18 protein-coding genes are annotated in these 17,882 nt (G+C 42.0%); 2 read left to right on the forward strand and 16 right to left on the reverse strand.

Going from position 1 to position 17,882, the window contains the following annotated elements; translation table 11 throughout:
* Positions 1-4: 4 nt before the first annotated feature.
* The 10 genes from N521_RS03455 to N521_RS03500 form a co-directional block, all read right to left on the reverse strand.
* Positions 5-961, reverse strand: coding sequence for an AEC family transporter (locus N521_RS03455; RefSeq protein ID WP_007497662.1), 957 nt, complete (start codon positions 959-961; stop codon positions 5-7).
* Positions 962-1,052: 91 nt separating this feature from the next.
* Positions 1,053-2,753 (reverse strand): oxaloacetate-decarboxylating malate dehydrogenase, encoded by a 1,701-nt coding sequence (malS, locus tag N521_RS03460; protein WP_024718762.1) that lies wholly within the window; start codon positions 2,751-2,753, stop codon positions 1,053-1,055.
* A gap of 279 nt (positions 2,754-3,032) precedes the next feature.
* Positions 3,033-3,635: a thymidine kinase gene (locus tag N521_RS03465; RefSeq protein WP_007497666.1), complete on the reverse strand. Its 603-nt coding sequence runs from the start codon at positions 3,633-3,635 to the stop codon at positions 3,033-3,035.
* Positions 3,636-3,722: 87 nt separating this feature from the next.
* Positions 3,723-3,923, reverse strand: coding sequence for a 50S ribosomal protein L31 (rpmE, locus tag N521_RS03470; protein ID WP_003215407.1), 201 nt, complete (start codon positions 3,921-3,923; stop codon positions 3,723-3,725).
* Between the two features lie 130 nt (positions 3,924-4,053).
* Entirely contained in the window at positions 4,054-5,337 is a 1,284-nt protein-coding gene (rho, locus tag N521_RS03475; protein ID WP_007497667.1) for a transcription termination factor Rho, read from the reverse strand.
* A gap of 364 nt (positions 5,338-5,701) precedes the next feature.
* The gene (gene glpX, locus N521_RS03480; RefSeq protein WP_007497670.1) at positions 5,702-6,667 is read right to left on the reverse strand and encodes a class II fructose-bisphosphatase; all 966 of its coding nucleotides are present in this window, start codon (positions 6,665-6,667) and stop codon (positions 5,702-5,704) included.
* A 32-nt stretch (positions 6,668-6,699) separates the two neighbouring features.
* Positions 6,700-7,989 (reverse strand): UDP-N-acetylglucosamine 1-carboxyvinyltransferase, encoded by a 1,290-nt coding sequence (locus N521_RS03485; RefSeq protein ID WP_007497673.1) that lies wholly within the window; start codon positions 7,987-7,989, stop codon positions 6,700-6,702.
* A 246-nt stretch (positions 7,990-8,235) separates the two neighbouring features.
* Complete coding sequence (gene fsa, locus N521_RS03490; RefSeq protein ID WP_003215343.1) at positions 8,236-8,874, reverse strand: fructose-6-phosphate aldolase; 639 nt, start codon at positions 8,872-8,874, stop codon at positions 8,236-8,238.
* 111 nt (positions 8,875-8,985) lie between these two features.
* Entirely contained in the window at positions 8,986-9,843 is an 858-nt protein-coding gene (locus N521_RS03495; RefSeq protein WP_007497678.1) for a class II fructose-bisphosphate aldolase, read from the reverse strand.
* A gap of 178 nt (positions 9,844-10,021) precedes the next feature.
* Positions 10,022-10,396 (reverse strand): response regulator, encoded by a 375-nt coding sequence (locus tag N521_RS03500; protein ID WP_003214681.1) that lies wholly within the window; start codon positions 10,394-10,396, stop codon positions 10,022-10,024.
* Between the two features lie 180 nt (positions 10,397-10,576).
* On the opposite strand from N521_RS03500, the gene N521_RS03505 reads away from it, so the two are divergent.
* Positions 10,577-11,107: a DUF2529 domain-containing protein gene (locus N521_RS03505; protein ID WP_035389805.1), complete on the forward strand. Its 531-nt coding sequence runs from the start codon at positions 10,577-10,579 to the stop codon at positions 11,105-11,107.
* Positions 11,108-11,149: 42 nt separating this feature from the next.
* On the opposite strand, the gene pyrG is transcribed toward N521_RS03505, so the two are convergent.
* Together pyrG and rpoE are read right to left on the reverse strand one after the other, a co-directional pair.
* On the reverse strand, positions 11,150-12,757 hold the full coding sequence (gene pyrG, locus N521_RS03510; RefSeq protein WP_017360053.1) for a glutamine hydrolyzing CTP synthase: 1,608 nt from the start codon (positions 12,755-12,757) through the stop codon (positions 11,150-11,152).
* 238 nt (positions 12,758-12,995) lie between these two features.
* Positions 12,996-13,532 (reverse strand): DNA-directed RNA polymerase subunit delta, encoded by a 537-nt coding sequence (gene rpoE, locus N521_RS03515; protein WP_035389808.1) that lies wholly within the window; start codon positions 13,530-13,532, stop codon positions 12,996-12,998.
* A 377-nt stretch (positions 13,533-13,909) separates the two neighbouring features.
* Between rpoE and N521_RS03520 the strand changes: the two genes are divergently transcribed.
* Entirely contained in the window at positions 13,910-14,383 is a 474-nt protein-coding gene (locus tag N521_RS03520; RefSeq protein ID WP_224559426.1) for a DUF2798 domain-containing protein, read from the forward strand.
* Positions 14,384-14,396: 13 nt separating this feature from the next.
* On the opposite strand, the gene N521_RS03525 is transcribed toward N521_RS03520, so the two are convergent.
* From N521_RS03525 to N521_RS03540, 4 genes are all read right to left on the reverse strand, one after another.
* Entirely contained in the window at positions 14,397-14,594 is a 198-nt protein-coding gene (locus N521_RS03525) for a hypothetical protein (protein ID WP_081832173.1), read from the reverse strand.
* Positions 14,595-14,722: 128 nt separating this feature from the next.
* Positions 14,723-15,865, reverse strand: a complete 1,143-nt coding sequence (locus tag N521_RS03530; protein WP_035389813.1) for an acyl-CoA dehydrogenase — start codon at positions 15,863-15,865, stop codon at positions 14,723-14,725.
* 16 nt (positions 15,866-15,881) lie between these two features.
* A complete protein-coding gene (locus tag N521_RS03535) occupies positions 15,882-16,994 on the reverse strand; it encodes an acyl-CoA dehydrogenase family protein (protein WP_035389815.1) in 1,113 nt (370 codons plus the stop codon).
* Positions 16,995-17,005: 11 nt separating this feature from the next.
* The gene (locus tag N521_RS03540; protein WP_035389816.1) at positions 17,006-17,869 is read right to left on the reverse strand and encodes a 3-hydroxybutyryl-CoA dehydrogenase; all 864 of its coding nucleotides are present in this window, start codon (positions 17,867-17,869) and stop codon (positions 17,006-17,008) included.
* Between the last annotated feature and the right edge of the window lie 13 nt (positions 17,870-17,882).

The following is a 17,882-nucleotide window of genomic DNA, read 5'->3' on the forward strand; positions in this document are numbered from 1 at the left end:
TATATTATACGGTAAGTGCAATAATGATTGGTAATGTAATGAGTGACATGATCGCACTGATCACAAATGCGGATGCTGTTTCTGCTTCCTGTTTCTCAAATCGAGTGGCGATCATGGCCGCAACAGCTGAACCTGGGAAGGCAACAAGCAATACAGCTTTTGTAATTTCATCCGCCGAAAGACCCATAAGAATGGCGATGAAATACATAAGTAACGGTTGTACAGCTACTTTGAGCAATGCGATACTGAAAGCTGGTAAGCTCAGTTTAATCTTGCGGATACCGACTGTGACACCGACTGCAAAGAGCGCAACCCCTGATGTCACACTTCCAATTTCCTCTAGCATTTCATGTCCGATTTCAGGAAGTTTAAATCCTAAAAGAACAAGAATGATACTTGCTAACGGTGCAAGCGCAAGCGGCTCTGATAAGCCGTGTAAAATCGCTTTCGTCGTCATTTTTAGGAAACTTTCGCCGTCTTTGGCTTTTCCTTTTGTTTTTTCACCGACAGTTGACACAATAATAGCAATTGGATCAAGCAATGCATTTACAACTATTCCGGTAATAGCAATCGGAATTGCAACTTCTTGAGCCCCAAATAAACTGCCCAAGACCGGAATCCCCATAAATGCAAAGGTCGGTTGTGCTGAGTTTAATGAGAAAACAGATGAATCTGTTAAATCATATTTAAAAGCAAATTTCGTAACTAAAAGGATAATGATATAAAAGCCTACGATTCCGAGAATCAATGCAACGAAAAATGGAATTTGACTATAGAATTTATCTTTTGGTGTTGACAGAATGCTGGCGATAAAGTGCGCTGGTAAAGCATACTTTGTAACAAGTGTACTTACACCTTTTGCAGATTTAGCGTCATAGCTGCCGAAGTTCCCTGCGAACCAACCCAGCGCGATAACGAAAAAAATCGGTGCTAGGAGGATCAAAATATTTAAAAAGTCCATCTTACTATTCCTCCTTGAATCCTTTACATGTTTCTTATTTTATAGCGGCATTGCTTACATTACCCGAAACAATGCCGCGTTACACATTTTATTATGCTCTTACAATTTTTTTATATTCAGGAATCCACATAGCATCTTTCACAGCTTGTTCGATGTTGTCAGGTGTTCTTCTTGCGACACCATCTTTAATTGCTGCTTTTGCTACTTCAACAGCTACCTTGATTGATACTTCTTGCAATTTATCAATGCTTGGAAGCAGTCCAGCGCCTGGTTTTTCATGATCAACCATTTCAGCGATCGCATTTGCAGAAGCAACGAACATGCCTTTTGTGATAATTTTTGATTCCGTTACGATTGAACCAAGACCAAGTCCAGGGAAAACGAACGCATTGTTTGATTGTCCGATTTCATGTTCAATTCCGTTATACTCGACATTTTCGAATGGGCTTCCAGTTGCAACAAGCGCACGACCGTCTGTCCATTTGAATAGATCTTCCGGTACTGCTTCAGCAAGTGGAGTTGGGTTAGACATCGGCATGATCACTGGACGCTCTGTATGAGCTGCGATTTCTTTAATAATTTCTTCAGTGAATGCGCCGCCTTGACCTGATGTACCAATAAGAATGGTTGGCTTCACCTTGCGAACAGCTTCAGCAAATGAGATTTGTCCTTTTTCATCACGTGCCCAGCCTTCTACTTCATCAGAAGAACGAAGGTATGGTTTTTGGAAATCAAGCACTTCATCTTCAAACTGATCTGTTAGCAATCCTCTGTAGTCTAACGTCCAGAATGCATTGTTTGCTTCTTCTTCACTTAGACCTTCAAGAACCATTGTGTCACGCATTTGATCGGCGATTCCGATTCCAGCTGATCCAGCTCCGAAAATCATCACACGGTGATCTTTCAATTGAGTACCAGTTTTCTTGACAGCTGCAAGAACACCCGCTAAAGTAATGGCACCAGTACCTTGGATATCATCATTAAATGTTAAGATGTTGTCGTTGTATTTTTTCATGATGTTACGCGCATTTTTGTTTCCAAGGTCTTCCCAGTGAAGCAATGCTTTCGGGAAGAATTTAAGTGCTGCTTTGACATACGCATCAATGAACTCTTCGTATTTTTCACCTTGTACACGTTTGTGGTGGTTCCCGATGTACAATGGATCATTTAATAATTTCTCATTGTTAGTTCCAACATCTAATACAACTGGAATCACGCGGCTTGGATCAATCCCTGCTGCAGCCGTGTAAACAGCTAATTTACCAATTGCGATGTTGATACCACCAACACCCCAGTCACCAATTCCAAGAATACTCTCAGAGTCAGTTGCTACGATGAGGTCGATGTCGCCTGCTGTTGCATGTAAGTTTTCAAATGCTTTCTCAATACCGTCAATGTTGTCGATTGAAAGGTAGACACCATGAGGTCTTCTGTATTCATGGCTGTATTCTTGAATCGCTTCACCAACAGTTGGTGTGTAAACAACAGGAAGCATTTCACGAAGCTTGTCCGTTAGAAGCTTATAGAATAATACTTCGTTACGGTTTTGCAAATCACTTAAGTATACGTTTTGACGAAGACGATCTGGCTGAGCTAGAAATTGTTTGTATGCTCTCTCTGCTTGCTGTTCTAAAGTCAGAACAGTTGGAGGAAGTAATCCTTCTAGTCCAAGCTCTTGTCTTTCTTCTTCAGAGAAAGCAACGCCTTTGTTCAACGTTGGAATCGATAATACATCTTTACCTGTCAAAGTGGTTTCGAGGTACCCTTCTTTTGTTTTCTTCACGTTGTTCATCAAAAACTACCCTCTTTCTAAAATATAAATAAAGTGAACTATTAATACAAAGAACGATCAAGGAGAAAAATCCTTAATCAAAAAAATTATGACAAGAAATCGAACTTTTCGTTTAAATGCTTTACACTACAGTTAGTCATTTTATGCCTGCTTATACCAAAACGCAAGCGTTGAAAATTAGATAATTTTTTCGTAGCGTTATTTAATTTATTTAAGTACAAATGATGGGTGTTCAGCCAAAAACTCGAAAAACGAAACACAGCGGCATTTGCTATTTTTTTAATTGTCAAGTGTTGTACCAACATCTAGTTTTGGTACTTCATGGTGATGTCTGCATCGTGCTTCGTATGATTCCTGCGCACCTACTAAAATAATGGGATCATCATAGGATGCGGGTTTACCGTCGATCAAGCGTTGTGTTCTACTCGCTGGGGAGCCGCATACCGAACAAACTGCTTGAAGTTTTGTTACAAGCTCTGCACATGCCATTAAATGTGGAACAACACCAAATGGCTCTCCTCTGAAGTCTTGATCAAGGCCTGCAACAATGACTCGGTAGCCTTTATCAGCCAACTGAGTGACAATATCAATGATTGTCTCATCAAAAAATTGCACCTCATCAATGCCAATGACATCGGTTCGTTCTGATATGTGCGTTATTATGTCTTTTGGTGAGGTTACTGCAATCCCATCGACGGATGAACCGTTATGTGACACAACTGAGCTTGTGCTATACCGGTTATCAATCGCTGGTTTGAATATTTTTACTTCTTGTTTGGCAAAGGTGGCTCTTTTGGCTCTCCGAATCAATTCTTCCGACTTTCCAGAAAACATACTTCCGCAGATGACTTCAAGCCAACCGCTTTGTTTCATCACATACATAAGGTCTTCTCCCCCGTTTTAAAGTTCCATCAATCCACGTAAAAAAACAGGCAAGAACGGATTCCTGCCTGTTTATTGTATCTATTATTACTTAAGACCGTATTTTTTGTTAAAGCGGTCAACACGTCCATCAGCAGAAGCGAATTTTTGACGGCCTGTATAGAAAGGATGGCACTCAGAGCAAATCTCGATGCGTACCTCTTCTTTTACTGATCCAGTTTCAAACTCATTTCCACAAGCGCATTTGACTGTAGCTTTTTTGTAGTTAGGATGAATTCCTGTTTTCATCTACTGTCATCTCCTTCCGCCCTGAATCCAATTCGGAAACAGAGTTAATATCTCAGAATAAATTCTGAAACGCACATGATAAAATTATAACAGTGTGAGTCTATGATTGCAAATGTATTTTTTCAGGAAGCTATCTTCTTGATGCAGACATATTTGCTTGTTTCCACTCTTGCGTTAAAATATCGAAAAATTCTTGGTTTGTCTTTGTTTTTCTCATTTTGCGCATGAATTTCTCAGCGAAATCAGGTGTATCTGACATTGATTTTCTCATCGCCCATAGACGATCAAGATGTTCTTTAGGCACAAGCAGTTCTTCTTTTCTTGTACCGGAACGACGAATGTCGATGGCTGGGAAAATTCTTCTTTCTGCAAGAGAACGATCTAAATGGAGCTCCATGTTTCCTGTTCCTTTAAACTCTTCATAAATCACATCATCCATACGCGACCCCGTATCAACAAGTGCAGTAGCTAAAATGGTCAAGCTCCCACCTTCTTCGATGTTACGCGCAGCACCAAAGAAGCGTTTTGGACGGTGGAAAGCCGCTGGATCAATACCGCCGGAAAGCGTTCGACCGCTTGGCGGGATGACAAGGTTGTATGCACGAGCAAGCCTTGTGATGCTGTCCATTAAGATGATGACATCTTTTTTATGTTCAACTAGACGCATCGCACGCTCTAATACAAGCTCTGCTACTTTAATGTGGTTTTCCGGTACTTCGTCAAAGGTTGAGCTAACGACATCCCCTGCAACAGAACGTTCGATATCTGTTACTTCCTCTGGACGTTCGTCAATAAGAAGAACAATCAGTTCTGCCTCTGGATGATTTTCAGAGATGCTGTTGGCAATTTCTTTGAGCAAAATGGTTTTCCCAGCCTTAGGCGGTGCAACAATTAAACCACGCTGTCCAAACCCAACTGGTGCCATCATATCCATAATTCTAGTAGACAGGTGATTAGGCTGTGTTTCAAGAATCATTTGACGATCAGGGAATAGCGGCGTGAGTGCAGGAAAGTGAACACGTTCCTTAGCTGATTCTGGGTCGTCCCCATTTACCGCTTCGACATGAAGGAGGCCATAGTAGCGTTCATTCTCTTTTGGAGGTCGTACCTTTCCAGACACCTTATCACCATTTCTTAAATCAAAGCGTCTGATTTGTGAAGCAGAAATATAAATGTCTTCAGAGCTTGGGGAATAGTTAATTGGTCTTAAGAAACCAAATCCCTCTGACTGAATAATTTCTAGAACCCCTTCCATAAATAAGAGATCCTCTTGCTCAGCGTTTGCCTTTAAGATAGCAAAAATTAATTCTTTTTTTGTTAGTTTGCTGTAATAAGAGATTTTGTACTTTTTTGCTAACTCATACAGCTCTTTTAATTTCATATTTTCCAAAGATGAAATCGAAACATCTTTCAATATGGACACCACACTTTTCTAGTCAATGTATTTCATTACGAATGCATGACTATTGTATTTGATTAGCTTTTAATTCCGTTTTTGTTGGAATGACCTCGCTCTCATGGTAACGCTCACACTCGTTTTATCGTAAAGATAGGAACAATGTGAAATTGAGCTTTGTCAACATAGAGAAGGATAATGAGTATATCGTCATGATGCGGCAGTATTTAAACTTGTTGAAGCTTAAAAGAAGTAAATTCGCAGAAAATTTCGCAGCACTCTTTAGTTTTACCTCATTTGCAGGGAATATTCAACTTTAAAAAGAAAATGATATATATTTGACACCTATATGAAAAGCGGGTAAAGAATACCCGCTTTCAGATTACGGACGAATGACAAGATTCGGTTTTTTCTTTAAACTATGTCTGCCATCGACGAATCGAACAGTACCTGATTTCGCACGCATGACAACACTATGTGTTGTTCCAACAGAGCCTTTAAATTGAACACCTTTTAATAACTCGCCATCTGTTACACCTGTCGCTGCAAAAATGGCGTCATCGCCTTTCACGAGGTCTTCCATTCTGAGGACTTTTCCAACATCCAGCCCCATTTTCTCACAGCGTCTCAGCTCTTCTTCACTTTGTGGAAGAAGCTTACCGTGGATTTCTCCACCAAGTGCTTTAAGCGCAACAGCAGAAAGGACACCTTCAGGCGCTCCACCTGAACCAAATAGAATATCAACACCTGTGTGATCAAATGCTGTATTAATGGCTCCTGCAACGTCACCATCATCGATCAGCTTGATTCTTGCTCCAGCTTCTCTCAGCTCAGCAATGATCTTTTCATGTCGCTCTCTGTTTAAAATTGTCGCAACAACATCTTCAATATCTTTGTTTTTTGCTTTTGCAACAGCACGAAGATTGTCAATGACAGGCGCTTCAATGTCGATGCAGCCTACCGCTTCTGGACCTACTGCGATCTTATCCATGTACATATCAGGTGCATTCAGCAAGTTGCCATGATCAGCAACAGCGATAACAGCTAAAGCATTCCAGCCACCGCTTGCCACAATATTTGTTCCTTCCAATGGATCAACAGCAACATCCACGCGAGGTCCATATCCGTTTCCAAGCTTTTCCCCAATATAAAGCATTGGCGCTTCGTCCATTTCTCCCTCGCCGATGACCACAGTTCCCTTCATCGGAATCGTATCAAATACATCACGCATGGCACTTGTTGCAGCATCATCCGCTTCGTCTTTTAAACCTCTACCCATCCAACGAGCAGATTTTAATGCAGCTGCTTCTGTCACCCGTACTAGTTCCATCGATAAACTTCTTTCCATTTTTGTCCAAATCTCCTCTCACAGTCAAAGCCTTATGAATTTTGAAGTTCTTCTATTTCTTGGTCATTCAGCTTTTCACGCCAGATGGTTGCACCCAAGCCTTCAAGCTTCTCCTCAAGCATACTATATCCTCTGTCTATATGTTCAAGCCCTGTGATTTCGGTCACACCGTCTGCCATTAACCCTGCAACAACGAGACAAGCACCTGCTCGCAGATCACTTGCTTTGACCTTTGCACCTTGAAGCTGCGTTTGACCTGTAATAATGGCAGATCTTCCTTCCACCTTCATGTTAGCACCCATTCGACGCAATTCGTCAATGTGTTTAAAGCGGGCAGAGTAAATGGTATCTGTCACGACACTCGTGCCTTTCGCTTTTGTTAACAAAGCCGTCATCGGCTGTTGAAGATCAGTCGGAAAGCCCGGATACACAAGGGTTTTGATATCGACAGGCTTGAGTCCTTCATTTCTGCCAACGATCAGCATTTGATCGTTGCTTGTTTCAATTGTGAATCCCATCTCTCTAAGTTTCGCCGTAATTGATTCTAAATGAGTTGGGATCACATTATCAAGCACAACTTCATCCCCCATCGCTGCACCTGCAATTAAAAATGTACCTGCTTCTATGCGGTCAGGGATGATGGAATGCCTGCAGCCATGAAGAGATTCCACACCTTCGATCCGAATCACATCCGTCCCCGCACCTTTGATTTTAGCTCCCATGCTTGCAAGCAGTGTCGCTACATCAATAATTTCGGGTTCTTTTGCGGCATTTTCAATCACTGTTTTCCCTTCAGCAAGCACGGCTGCCAGCATGATGTTGATGGTCGCACCTACACTGACAACATCAAGATAAATACGGGCTCCGACTAATTTTTCAGCGCGCAAATAAATCGCACCCTGTTCGTTTGTCACCTCGGCTCCAAGTGCTTCAAAGCCTTTGATATGCTGATCGATCGGTCTAGGTCCTAAGTGACATCCTCCTGGTAATCCAATGACAGCCTGCTTGAATCTACCGAGCATGGCGCCCATTAAATAATAGGATGCTCGTAGTTTCTTCACTTTCCCATTAGGAAGCGGCATACTGATCATGGAGGCAGGATTGACAACCATCTCACCTTTTTCAAATGTGACCTTTCCGCCAATCTCTTCTAACAGATCTCGTAATGTGTCAATATCTGAAATATGCGGAAGGCCTTCAATGGTTACTGGAGAATCAGCGAGAATCGTGGCAGGAATCAGTGCCACAGCACTATTTTTCGCACCACTAATATGTACGGTCCCGCGCAAGGGGTCACCGCCGGCAATGTTTAACTTTTCCATATTTGTCTCCCTTCTTAAAGAAGATCACTGTTGGAGTTATACTGTTTGTGGATGTCGCGCTTTAAAAGGTCTTGTCCAAAATTTAGCCAATATCAAGAGAAAGAATACAGGTTAAACGAAATTTGTCGGAAGAAAAATAATCGAAGCTTTGCGAGGCTGTGATGTTCTCTTCTTTGCACAAAACATTTCTTAGCGTATTTAAGGAAAACTGCGGCAAACGGATGCGTATCCGTCTGCCACAATCACTTATTTATTCCAGTCTGCTAAAAATTGCTCAATGCCTGCATCCGTTAATGGGTGTTTTGTCAGCTGCTTGATGACTTTCAGCGGCATTGTGCCGATATGAGCACCTCTAAGCGCAGCTTCTGTCACATGTTGCGGGTGACGAATGGATGCAGCAATGATTTGTGTATCTAATCCATGAACATCAAAAATGGTTTTCACTTCACTAATGAGATCAAGACCATTTTGGCCAATGTCATCTAAGCGGCCGAGGAATGGAGAGACATACGTCGCACCAGCTCTAGCTGCAAGAAGTGCCTGGTTTGCACTAAAAATCAACGTGACGTTTGTTTTAATCCCAAGGTCTGTTAACGCTTTGACTGCTTTAAGACCGTCTGTTGTCATTGGGATTTTCACTGTGATATTTGGTGCAATAGCAGCCAGCTCTTTTCCTTCTTCAATCATTTCTTCTGCTTTGAGAGAAATGACTTCCGCACTAACTGAACCTGATACCACGTCAGTGATTTCACGAAGGCGGTCGTGGAACGATACGTCCTTTTCTTTCGCTACTAAACTAGGGTTTGTTGTCACGCCTGCTAAAATGCCAAGCTCGTGTGCCTCTTTGATGTCTGCGATATTCGCTGTGTCTACGAAAAATAACATAACTGTGCCACTCTCCTATCAATAAATTGTCTGAAATGTAAATTTGATTGCGCTTTCTCATGATATGGAGAAAACCGCCTGTGACTCAGGCGGCTTTCGGTTCTCATCAAATTATGCTTGGTTAGAAGAACCAAATTCACGCATTTTGCCGATAACAGTCGCTTTAATTGCGTCACGAGCTGGTCCAAGATATTTACGTGGATCATACTCTTCTGTTTTTGCAGCAAGTGTTTCGCGAACTGCTTTCGCAGAAGCAATTTGGTTTTCAGTGTTTACATTGATTTTTGCTGTACCAAGTGAAATCGCACGCTTGATGTCAGCAGTTGGGATACCTGTTCCGCCGTGAAGAACAAGTGGAAGTCCAGTTGTTTTACCGATTTCTTCCATTTCGGCGAAACCAAGGTTTGGTTCACCTTTGTATGGACCATGAACTGAACCTAGTGCAGGCGCAAGGCAGTCAATACCAGTACGTTCTACAAGCTCTTGGCACTCTTTTGGATCAGCATAAATAACGCCCTCAGCGATGACGTCGTCTTCTTGTCCACCAACAGTTCCAAGCTCAGCTTCTACAGATACACCGTGGAAATGTGCAAGCTCAACCACTTTTGCAGTTGTCGCTACGTTCTCATCAAATGGATGGTGAGAAGCATCAATCATCACAGAAGTAAATCCTGCATGAATCGCTTTTGCACAAGATTCAAAGCTTGAACCGTGATCTAAATGAATCGCAACAGGAACTGTTACATTATATTCTTCGATTAACGCTTTTACCATTGCGACAACTGTTTTGAAGCCGCCCATGTAGCGTCCTGCTCCTTCAGATACTCCTAAGATAACTGGAGATTTCTCTTCTTCAGCAGCTTGTAAAATCGCTTGCGTGAATTCTAAGTTATTTAAGTTAAACTGTCCAACAGCGTAACCTTTTTCCTTTGCGTCTTTCAACATTTCTGTCATTGAAACTAAAGGCATGATGAAAAATCCTCCCTATGTAGCTAATTTGCTTACTAAAAAAAGCTCTCCACCCTAGCATGACCAGAATTTCTCGCCATATGTAAACTTTCAAAGTCAGATCGCTTTCTTCTTCTTATCTAGAATACCAATTATTCGACAAATCGGCAACAGAATGACTTGATTCAATCATTTCCATCTAGCCATTTGTTTCGAGCGGCAAGTATTCTTTTACTGCATCACGGATTTCATCAATATCAAATGGTTTAGCAAAATGCGTTAATGCACCGAGCTCTTTAGACTCTTGAATCATATCTAGTTCGCCATAAGCTGTCATAATGATCACTCGAATGTCTTCATCAATTAATTTCATGCGTTTTAAAATCTCAATGCCATCCATTCCGGGAATCTTCATATCAAGCAGGACGAGGTTTGGTCTATGGTTTTTCACAATATCTAATGCCTGTAGTCCGTTAGCGGCTTGAAAGGTTTGATAGCCTTCTTTATGAAACACTTCATTCAGCAATATTCTAATACCGTACTGATCATCGACAATTAAAATTTTCTCATTCATCTGTTACACCCCATTGCTTTCATTTTTCGCCATAAAAAGAGCTGTTGTTAAATAATTCTGTTTGATTTTCACATTTCCTTTAATTATAATAGTTTACTTTACGACATTTTCTGAGCATTTTTCCTAATATTCTCTTTATATTCTATTATAAAATGATCTGACAGAAGGAGGAAATGAGTCTTGTTAAAAATTTTCACTACCCAATTATCAGGTATTTTTTCACGTATTGGAGATAAGCAGGCCGAAGCGATCGAAGACGGTGCACGCCTTCTTGCTCAGGCCGTTGTCAGTGGACATGCCGTGTATTTTCATGGCAAGAATGAACTGGCGGCTGTAGCCTTAGAGGCATCTGAGAGCAAGGAGCCGTTTCCGGGTGCGAAGGTTCTGCCGCTGGATCAAAAGGAGCGCAGCATACTTCATCCAAGTGACAGGGTGCTTTTATTTTATTCAGATCCAGAAGATCAAGAGATTCAATCCCTTGTCAAAGAGCTGCACGAACAAGGTACACCTATTGTCGGTGTCGGCCCTGCACAAAAGGAGACATCATTTATTGAAGAGCATTGTGATGTCCACATTGATTTTCAGCTCAAAAAACCACTTGTGCCTGCTGAAGATGGAACAAGGTTCGGCTATCCTGCACTGATGACCTGCTTATATGTCTACCATGCTCTATCGTTTACTGTGAAAGAAATCGTTGAGGAATATGAATAAAAAAAACTGCCGAGAAGATGATATTCTCGGCAGTTTTTTGTTTTATTTTGATTCAGATGCCTGTAGTGAAGCACCAACGAAATCTCTAAATAACGGCTGTGGTCTTGTTGGTCTTGAAATGAATTCTGGGTGGAACTGAGAAGCAAGGAACCATGGGTGATCCTTCAGTTCAATGATTTCAACAAGGCGTCCGTCTGGGCTTGTACCAGAGAAGACAAAACCTGCTGCTTCCATTTGCTGTCTGAATTCGTTATTAAACTCATAGCGATGACGGTGGCGTTCGTACACGACTTCGTCATTGTATGCAGCAAATGCTTTTGAGTCTTCGTTTAATTTACAAGGGTATAGGCCGAGGCGAAGTGTTCCACCTAAGTCATCAACATCCTTCTGTTCTGGAAGAAGGTCGATGATTGGGAATGCTGTTTCTGGATCAATTTCAGCGGAATGTGCTCCCTCTAAACCTAGTACGTTTCTCGCATATTCGATAGATGCGACTTGCATACCTAAGCAGATTCCGAAGAATGGCACTTTGTTTTCGCGCGCATATTGTGTTGCAATGATTTTCCCTTCTACTCCGCGGTCTCCGAAGCCTCCAGGAACAATAATGCCGTCTACATCTTGAGCGAAATCAGCCATATTTTCTGCTGTGACTTCTTCTGCGTTGATCCATTTGATTTGAACATCCGCATCAAATGCATAGCCCGCATGACGAAGTGATTCAACGACAGAAATGTATGCATCTTGCAGCTCAACATATTTCCCTACTAGACCAATCGTAACTTGTTTTGAAAGGTTTTGCACTTTATCAACAAGCGCCGTCCACTCCGTCATGTCCGCATCTTGACAGTCAAGCTTCATGTGCTCACATACAAGCTTGTCTAATCCTTGTTTTTGTAAATCAAGCGGAATCGAATAAAGGGTATCTGCATCCTGACATTCGATGACTGCTTTCGTATCAATATCACAGAATAGCGCAATTTTGTCCTTCATGTCTTGTGCCAATGGCATTTCAGTTCTGACCACAATGACGTTTGGCTGAATACCAAGACTGCGAAGTTCTTTTACACTATGCTGTGTTGGTTTTGTTTTCAGTTCGCCTGCTGCACGGATGTAAGGAACAAGGGTACAATGAATGTACATCACGTTTTCACGGCCGATGTCACTCTTCATTTGACGAATCGCTTCAAGGAATGGAAGGGATTCGATGTCTCCTACTGTTCCACCGATTTCTGTAATGACCACATCTGCACCCGTTTCTTTTCCGGCACGGTACACACGGTCTTTGATTTCATTTGTAATGTGGGGAATAACCTGTACTGTTCCACCTAAGTAGTCGCCGCGACGCTCTTTCTTCAAAACAGTAGAGTAGATTTTACCTGTTGTAACGTTGCTGTACTTATTTAAGTTAATGTCAATGAAACGCTCGTAGTGACCTAAGTCAAGGTCTGTTTCAGCACCGTCGTCTGTAACAAATACCTCACCGTGCTGGTATGGACTCATTGTCCCTGGGTCTACGTTGATATATGGATCAAATTTTTGAATGGTGACATCCATCCCTCTATTTTTCAGAAGGCGGCCTAACGATGCAGCCGTGATCCCTTTTCCAAGTGAGGAAACAACTCCTCCTGTTACAAAAATATACTTTGTCATTTCGTATGCTCCTCTCTTTTTTACCCTTGCATGACTAGACATGCACAGCTTCATCCTTTTAGAGTGTATCCCTAAATCTCTTGAAAAATAAGAAAGCTCCCTTTCAAATAAATGAAAGGGAGCGTAAATGAACGTATCTTTACGTACTCTTTTTTAGAGAGCCCAAAATACATACTACATAGTTCGCTCTGGAAAGTCAAGACGGTTTTGTCCTGTTTTCAGGACCGGTTTGTGAGGGTTATTTGTCTTCCTCATCATCGTCTAAATCGTCTTCATCAATTTCCGTTAAGCCGTCATCATCTTCATCATCATCTTCGTCGAAGTCTTCTATCTCTTCATCGATTTCTTCATCATCTAGGTCAAGGTCCTCGTCGTCTTCAACAAGATCAAGATCTTCTTCAAGCTCGTCGATTTCTTCTTCCTCTTCAATATCATCGAAGTCTTCTTCAACGACAGCAGCTTTTGTTTTTTTCTTTTTCGCTTTTGTTTTCACAGCTGGCTGAACTTCTTCTTCGATTTGATCAACTGGATACCAGCTGCGAAGTCCCCATCTCTGATCACCTAACGAAATAAAGCGGCCATCTATATTTAAGTCTGTATAAAATTGAGCAAGTCGATCATCAAGATCTGATTTTTGTATCCCTTGCAAACGGACCATTTCATCTATTAACTCGGAAAACGTAATCGGTGTTTTGCTGTCTCTGAAAATTTCATAAGCAAGTTCAACTAAAGACATTTGTTTGAGCTGTTCCTGTGAGTATTCTTTCAAACTCAAGGTCAGACACTCCCTTTCTATTACATGTATGTATCCATTTATCAGTGAAATAATAAGTATTTATACCTTATTCTTACGACAAACCATACCTCTCATTATAAACAAATTAGGGGAGTTTATGCCACCTTTATTGATGTTAATTTTTGATTTTTTCACAAGAGGAGACTCTAGCGCTCAATCATGTGCGCCGAATTGGCATAATTCATGTGTGAAGCACACATTTTGCATGCTTTTTTGTCTTCTCTTTTGATGAATACAAAGCCATTTACTCTTCTTAAAAAAGGGGATTTATTCCTTCACAAAATGTTCACTTACGACGAATTGAAACAGAAATCTATAATAAATAGACTAATTTTGAGAGGTTGATCAAATTGCCAATGACAAAAAAAGAAGATATACAATTTGGTGTCTTGATGTGTTTTTGTATGTTTTCAGTGATGTTCTTTTATAACCTATTTTTAAATGGACGGCTTGGACATATGACATGGTTAGAAGGTGTACTCACCTATGTGATCGGTTTTGCCATCACGTTGTTGATTGAGATGTGTATTGTTGGGCCTTCAGCAAAAAAAGCAGCCAACCGTTTTGCCCCAAAAGGCAAGAAAATCTATTTTATTCTTACTCTTTCTATCTTTATCGTGTTTGGGATGGTGTGTCTCATGTCTTTATGCGGATATGTTGTTCAAAGCATCGGCACAGGATTTCAAACACAATCGATTCTATCTGATTACTTAACGATTTTCGGCCATAATGTCATGTTGGCGTTCCCTTTGCAGATGTTGATTATGGGACCACTCGTCCGTTTTGTTTTCTTCAAATGGATGAAATTAAAACAGACAGCAGCGGTTTAGTCGAAGGGATATGTTACAGCTGGATATTCTGAATGAGTGAAAAAACCAAAGGTACGGTGAATAAAGTGCCCGCAGACATGAGTACAATGAGTTTTCTGCGGCTGTTTTCTTTTTCTTCCTTCTTTTTTGGAGAATTTGAAAGCTCTGTGGAGACCATAATCCATATGATCATTGTGACGATTGCTAAAATGCCAATCAATGTTGTGTTCATCATGATAACCTCCATTTTGTTTTTCCTAATTTTACTTTAGTAATCAGGTGATATGAGATCATATTGGAGAGATTTCACATTTGATACAAAAACAGACCACCTCATATCAGGTGGTCTTTACTTCGTTTCTACATATCTAGCAGTTTCCGTGAGATGACCAGCCGCTGGATTTCTTGTGTACCTTCATAGATTTGAGTGATTTTCGCATCACGCATGTAGCGTTCGACTGGGTAATCCTTTGTATAGCCGTATCCGCCGAAGATTTGTACGGCTTCTGTCGCCACCTTCATGGCTGTATCACCAGCAAAGAGCTTGGACATAGCTGATTCTTTCCCATACGGAAGCCCTTTTGTTTCAAGCCATGCTGCCTGATAGGTGAGCAGTCTTGAGGCCTCAATTGCCGTTGCCATATCCGCTAACTTAAAAGCAATGCCTTGCTGCTGAATGATTGGTTTACCGAATTGTTTGCGCTCCTTTGCATAATTGACTGCTGCATCCAGAGCACCTTGAGCAATACCAACAGCTTGTGCGGCAATACCGTTTCTGCCGCCGTCAAGTGTCATCATCGCTATCTTAAAACCTTCGCCTTCTTGACCAAGCCGGTTCCTTTCGGGTATACGACAGTCTTCAAAGATGATTTCTGTCGTTGGCGATGAGCGTATGCCCAGTTTGCTTTCTTTTTTGCCGATTGAGAAGCCTTGCGTCTCTTTTTCTACAATAAAAGCGGTTGTATTGCGGGATGAAGCATCCTGGTCAGTAACAGCAAACACAATATAATAATCCGCAATGCCTCCATTGGTAATAAAAATCTTTGCACCGTTCAAGACGTATTCATTCCCTGCTTTTACTGCTGTTGTTTTCATTCCGCCGGCATCTGAGCCCGAGCCGCTCTCGGTCAGTGCGTATGCGCCGATCTTCTGACCCGCTGCAAGCGGCTTTAAATACGTCTCCTTTTGCTCATCTGTTCCGAATGTATAGATCGGCCATGAAGCGAGTGATGTGTGAGCAGACAGGGTGACACCTGTAGAGGCGCACACTCGCGAGAGCTCCTCAACCGCTATGACATAGGCCAAATAATCACTACCAATCCCTCCATTTTCTTCTGGCCAAGGGATTCCCGTTAAACCAAGCTCTGCCATTTGACGAAAAATAGCCGGATCATACGATTCTGTTTCATCTCGCTCTGCTGCTGTTGGCTCCACTTCATTTTTCGCAAAATCTCTCACCATTTTTTGTATCATTTCGTGTTCGTCACTTAATTGGAACTGCATCATGAGCCACCTCACTTCATATTAGCTGTTTACAAATAACCAGCCTTTGTATTTCACTTGTTCCTTCATAAATCTCACAAATTTTCGCATCACGAAAGTACCGCTCTGCTCGGTATTGCTTCGTGTAACCGGCTAGACCAAGCAAATGGATGACTTCTGTACTAATATCAACCGCTGTTTTAGATGCAAATAACTTCGCCATCGACGCTTCCTTCGTGACAGGGCGATTGGCCTCTTTATAAGAGGCGGCTTGATAGACAAGAAGTTTTGCCGCTTCCAGCTTGGTGCCCAGATCGCCCAACCGAATGGTCGTTTCAAGGCCAGCTGGGTGCTGCTTTAAATACGTCACCGCCTCATCTAATGCGGCTTCTGCAATGCCAAGGCTTTGAGCCGCAATGCCAATTCTCCCCGCATTTAAGCTAGACATGGCAATCCGAAAGCCTTCTCCTTCTGCACCGAGCAGCTGTTTTTTTGGAATTCGAACACCGTCAAAATGAAGTGTGACTGTTTTTGATCCATGAAGGCCCATCTTCTTCTCATCTTTTCCGATCGTAAATCCTGGTGTCCCTTTCTCCACAATAAACGCTGATATATTTTTCTTAGTAGAAGCAGGGTCTGTCACAGCAAATACAAGATACACTTCCGCTTCACCGCCGCTTGTGATAAAAATTTTCGTTCCATTTAACACATAGTGATCGTCTGCCCGCTCTGCTTTCAACTGAATACTAGAGGCATCTGATCCTGCCTTCGGTTCAGTTAGACAAAAGGCGCCCAGCTTCTGCCCGGACGCAAGCTTGGGAACGTAGGATTCTTTTTGTTCAGTTGTTCCAAACGCCAAAATCGGCATCGTCACAACGGATGTATGAACGGATACAATGACACCGATGGTTGCACTTACTTTGGATAATTCATGAATCGCCATGATATAGGTTGTAAAATCTGCCCCTAATCCGTGATACTTATCTGGGATCGGAATGCCTAAAAAGCCTTGCCGACCCATTTCAGCTAAAAGCGTTTTCGGGAACACGCCCTGTTCCATCGCTTCTACTTCTGGGAAGACATGCTGGCGTGCAAATTCTGCTACTTGTTTTCTCCAAAGACGTTGTTTTTCTGTCAGCAACACATCCATCTTGACTCCCCCTATGAGTGGTCGTGGTAAGTGTAAAAACCTCTCTTTGTCTTTTTGCCCAGCCAGCCTGCGTTCACATATTTTTTCAAAAGAGGACAAGGTCGATATTTGCTATCTCCAAGACCCTCGTGAAGGGTATTCATAATAAATAAACAAGTATCGAGCCCGATGAGGTCGGCGAGACGAAGCGGGCCCATTGGATGGTTCATTCCAAGCGTCATGATGCCGTCAATACTTTCTACATCTGCTACGCCTTCATAAAGGGTGTAAATGGCTTCATTGATCATCGGCATTAAAATGCGATTTGACACAAAACCGGGGAAGTCTTCCACTTCAATTGGCGTTTTGTCTAATGTCTTTGCGGTGTCAAAAACAACTTGGTACGTGGCATCATCCGTTTGCAGCGCACGGATCACTTCAACAAGTTTCATCACGGGAACTGGATTCATAAAATGCATGCCAATCACTTTCTCTGGCCTGTTCGTCACGGCTGCTAATTCTGTGATCGACAAGGAAGACGTATTTGTCGCAAATATCGTGTCATCAGGTGCAAATTGATCGAGGGTTTCAAAGATTTGTTTTTTGATCTTCATTTGTTCAGATGCGGCTTCAATCACTAAATGCGCCTGCTGTACATCCTTTAAATCTGTTGAAACAGCCAGCCGCTGTGTAATATCACGGACTGCCTGATGTGCCAGCTTTCCTTTTTCTGCTCGTTTCGTCAGTTGTTTGGTCATTGAGGAAATGGCTCGATGAATCTGCTCCTCTTCTGTATCATGGAGCAGGACTGTATAACCTGACTGTGCAAATACTTGGGCAATACCTGAGCCCATTTGCCCAGCCCCAACGACCATGACGGTCTCTTCTATACTCATGACAATGAACGCC

The organism is Bacillus sp. UNC125MFCrub1.1, from assembly GCF_000701305.1.
GTDB classification, from domain to species: domain Bacteria; phylum Bacillota; class Bacilli; order Bacillales; family Bacillaceae; genus Bacillus; species Bacillus altitudinis.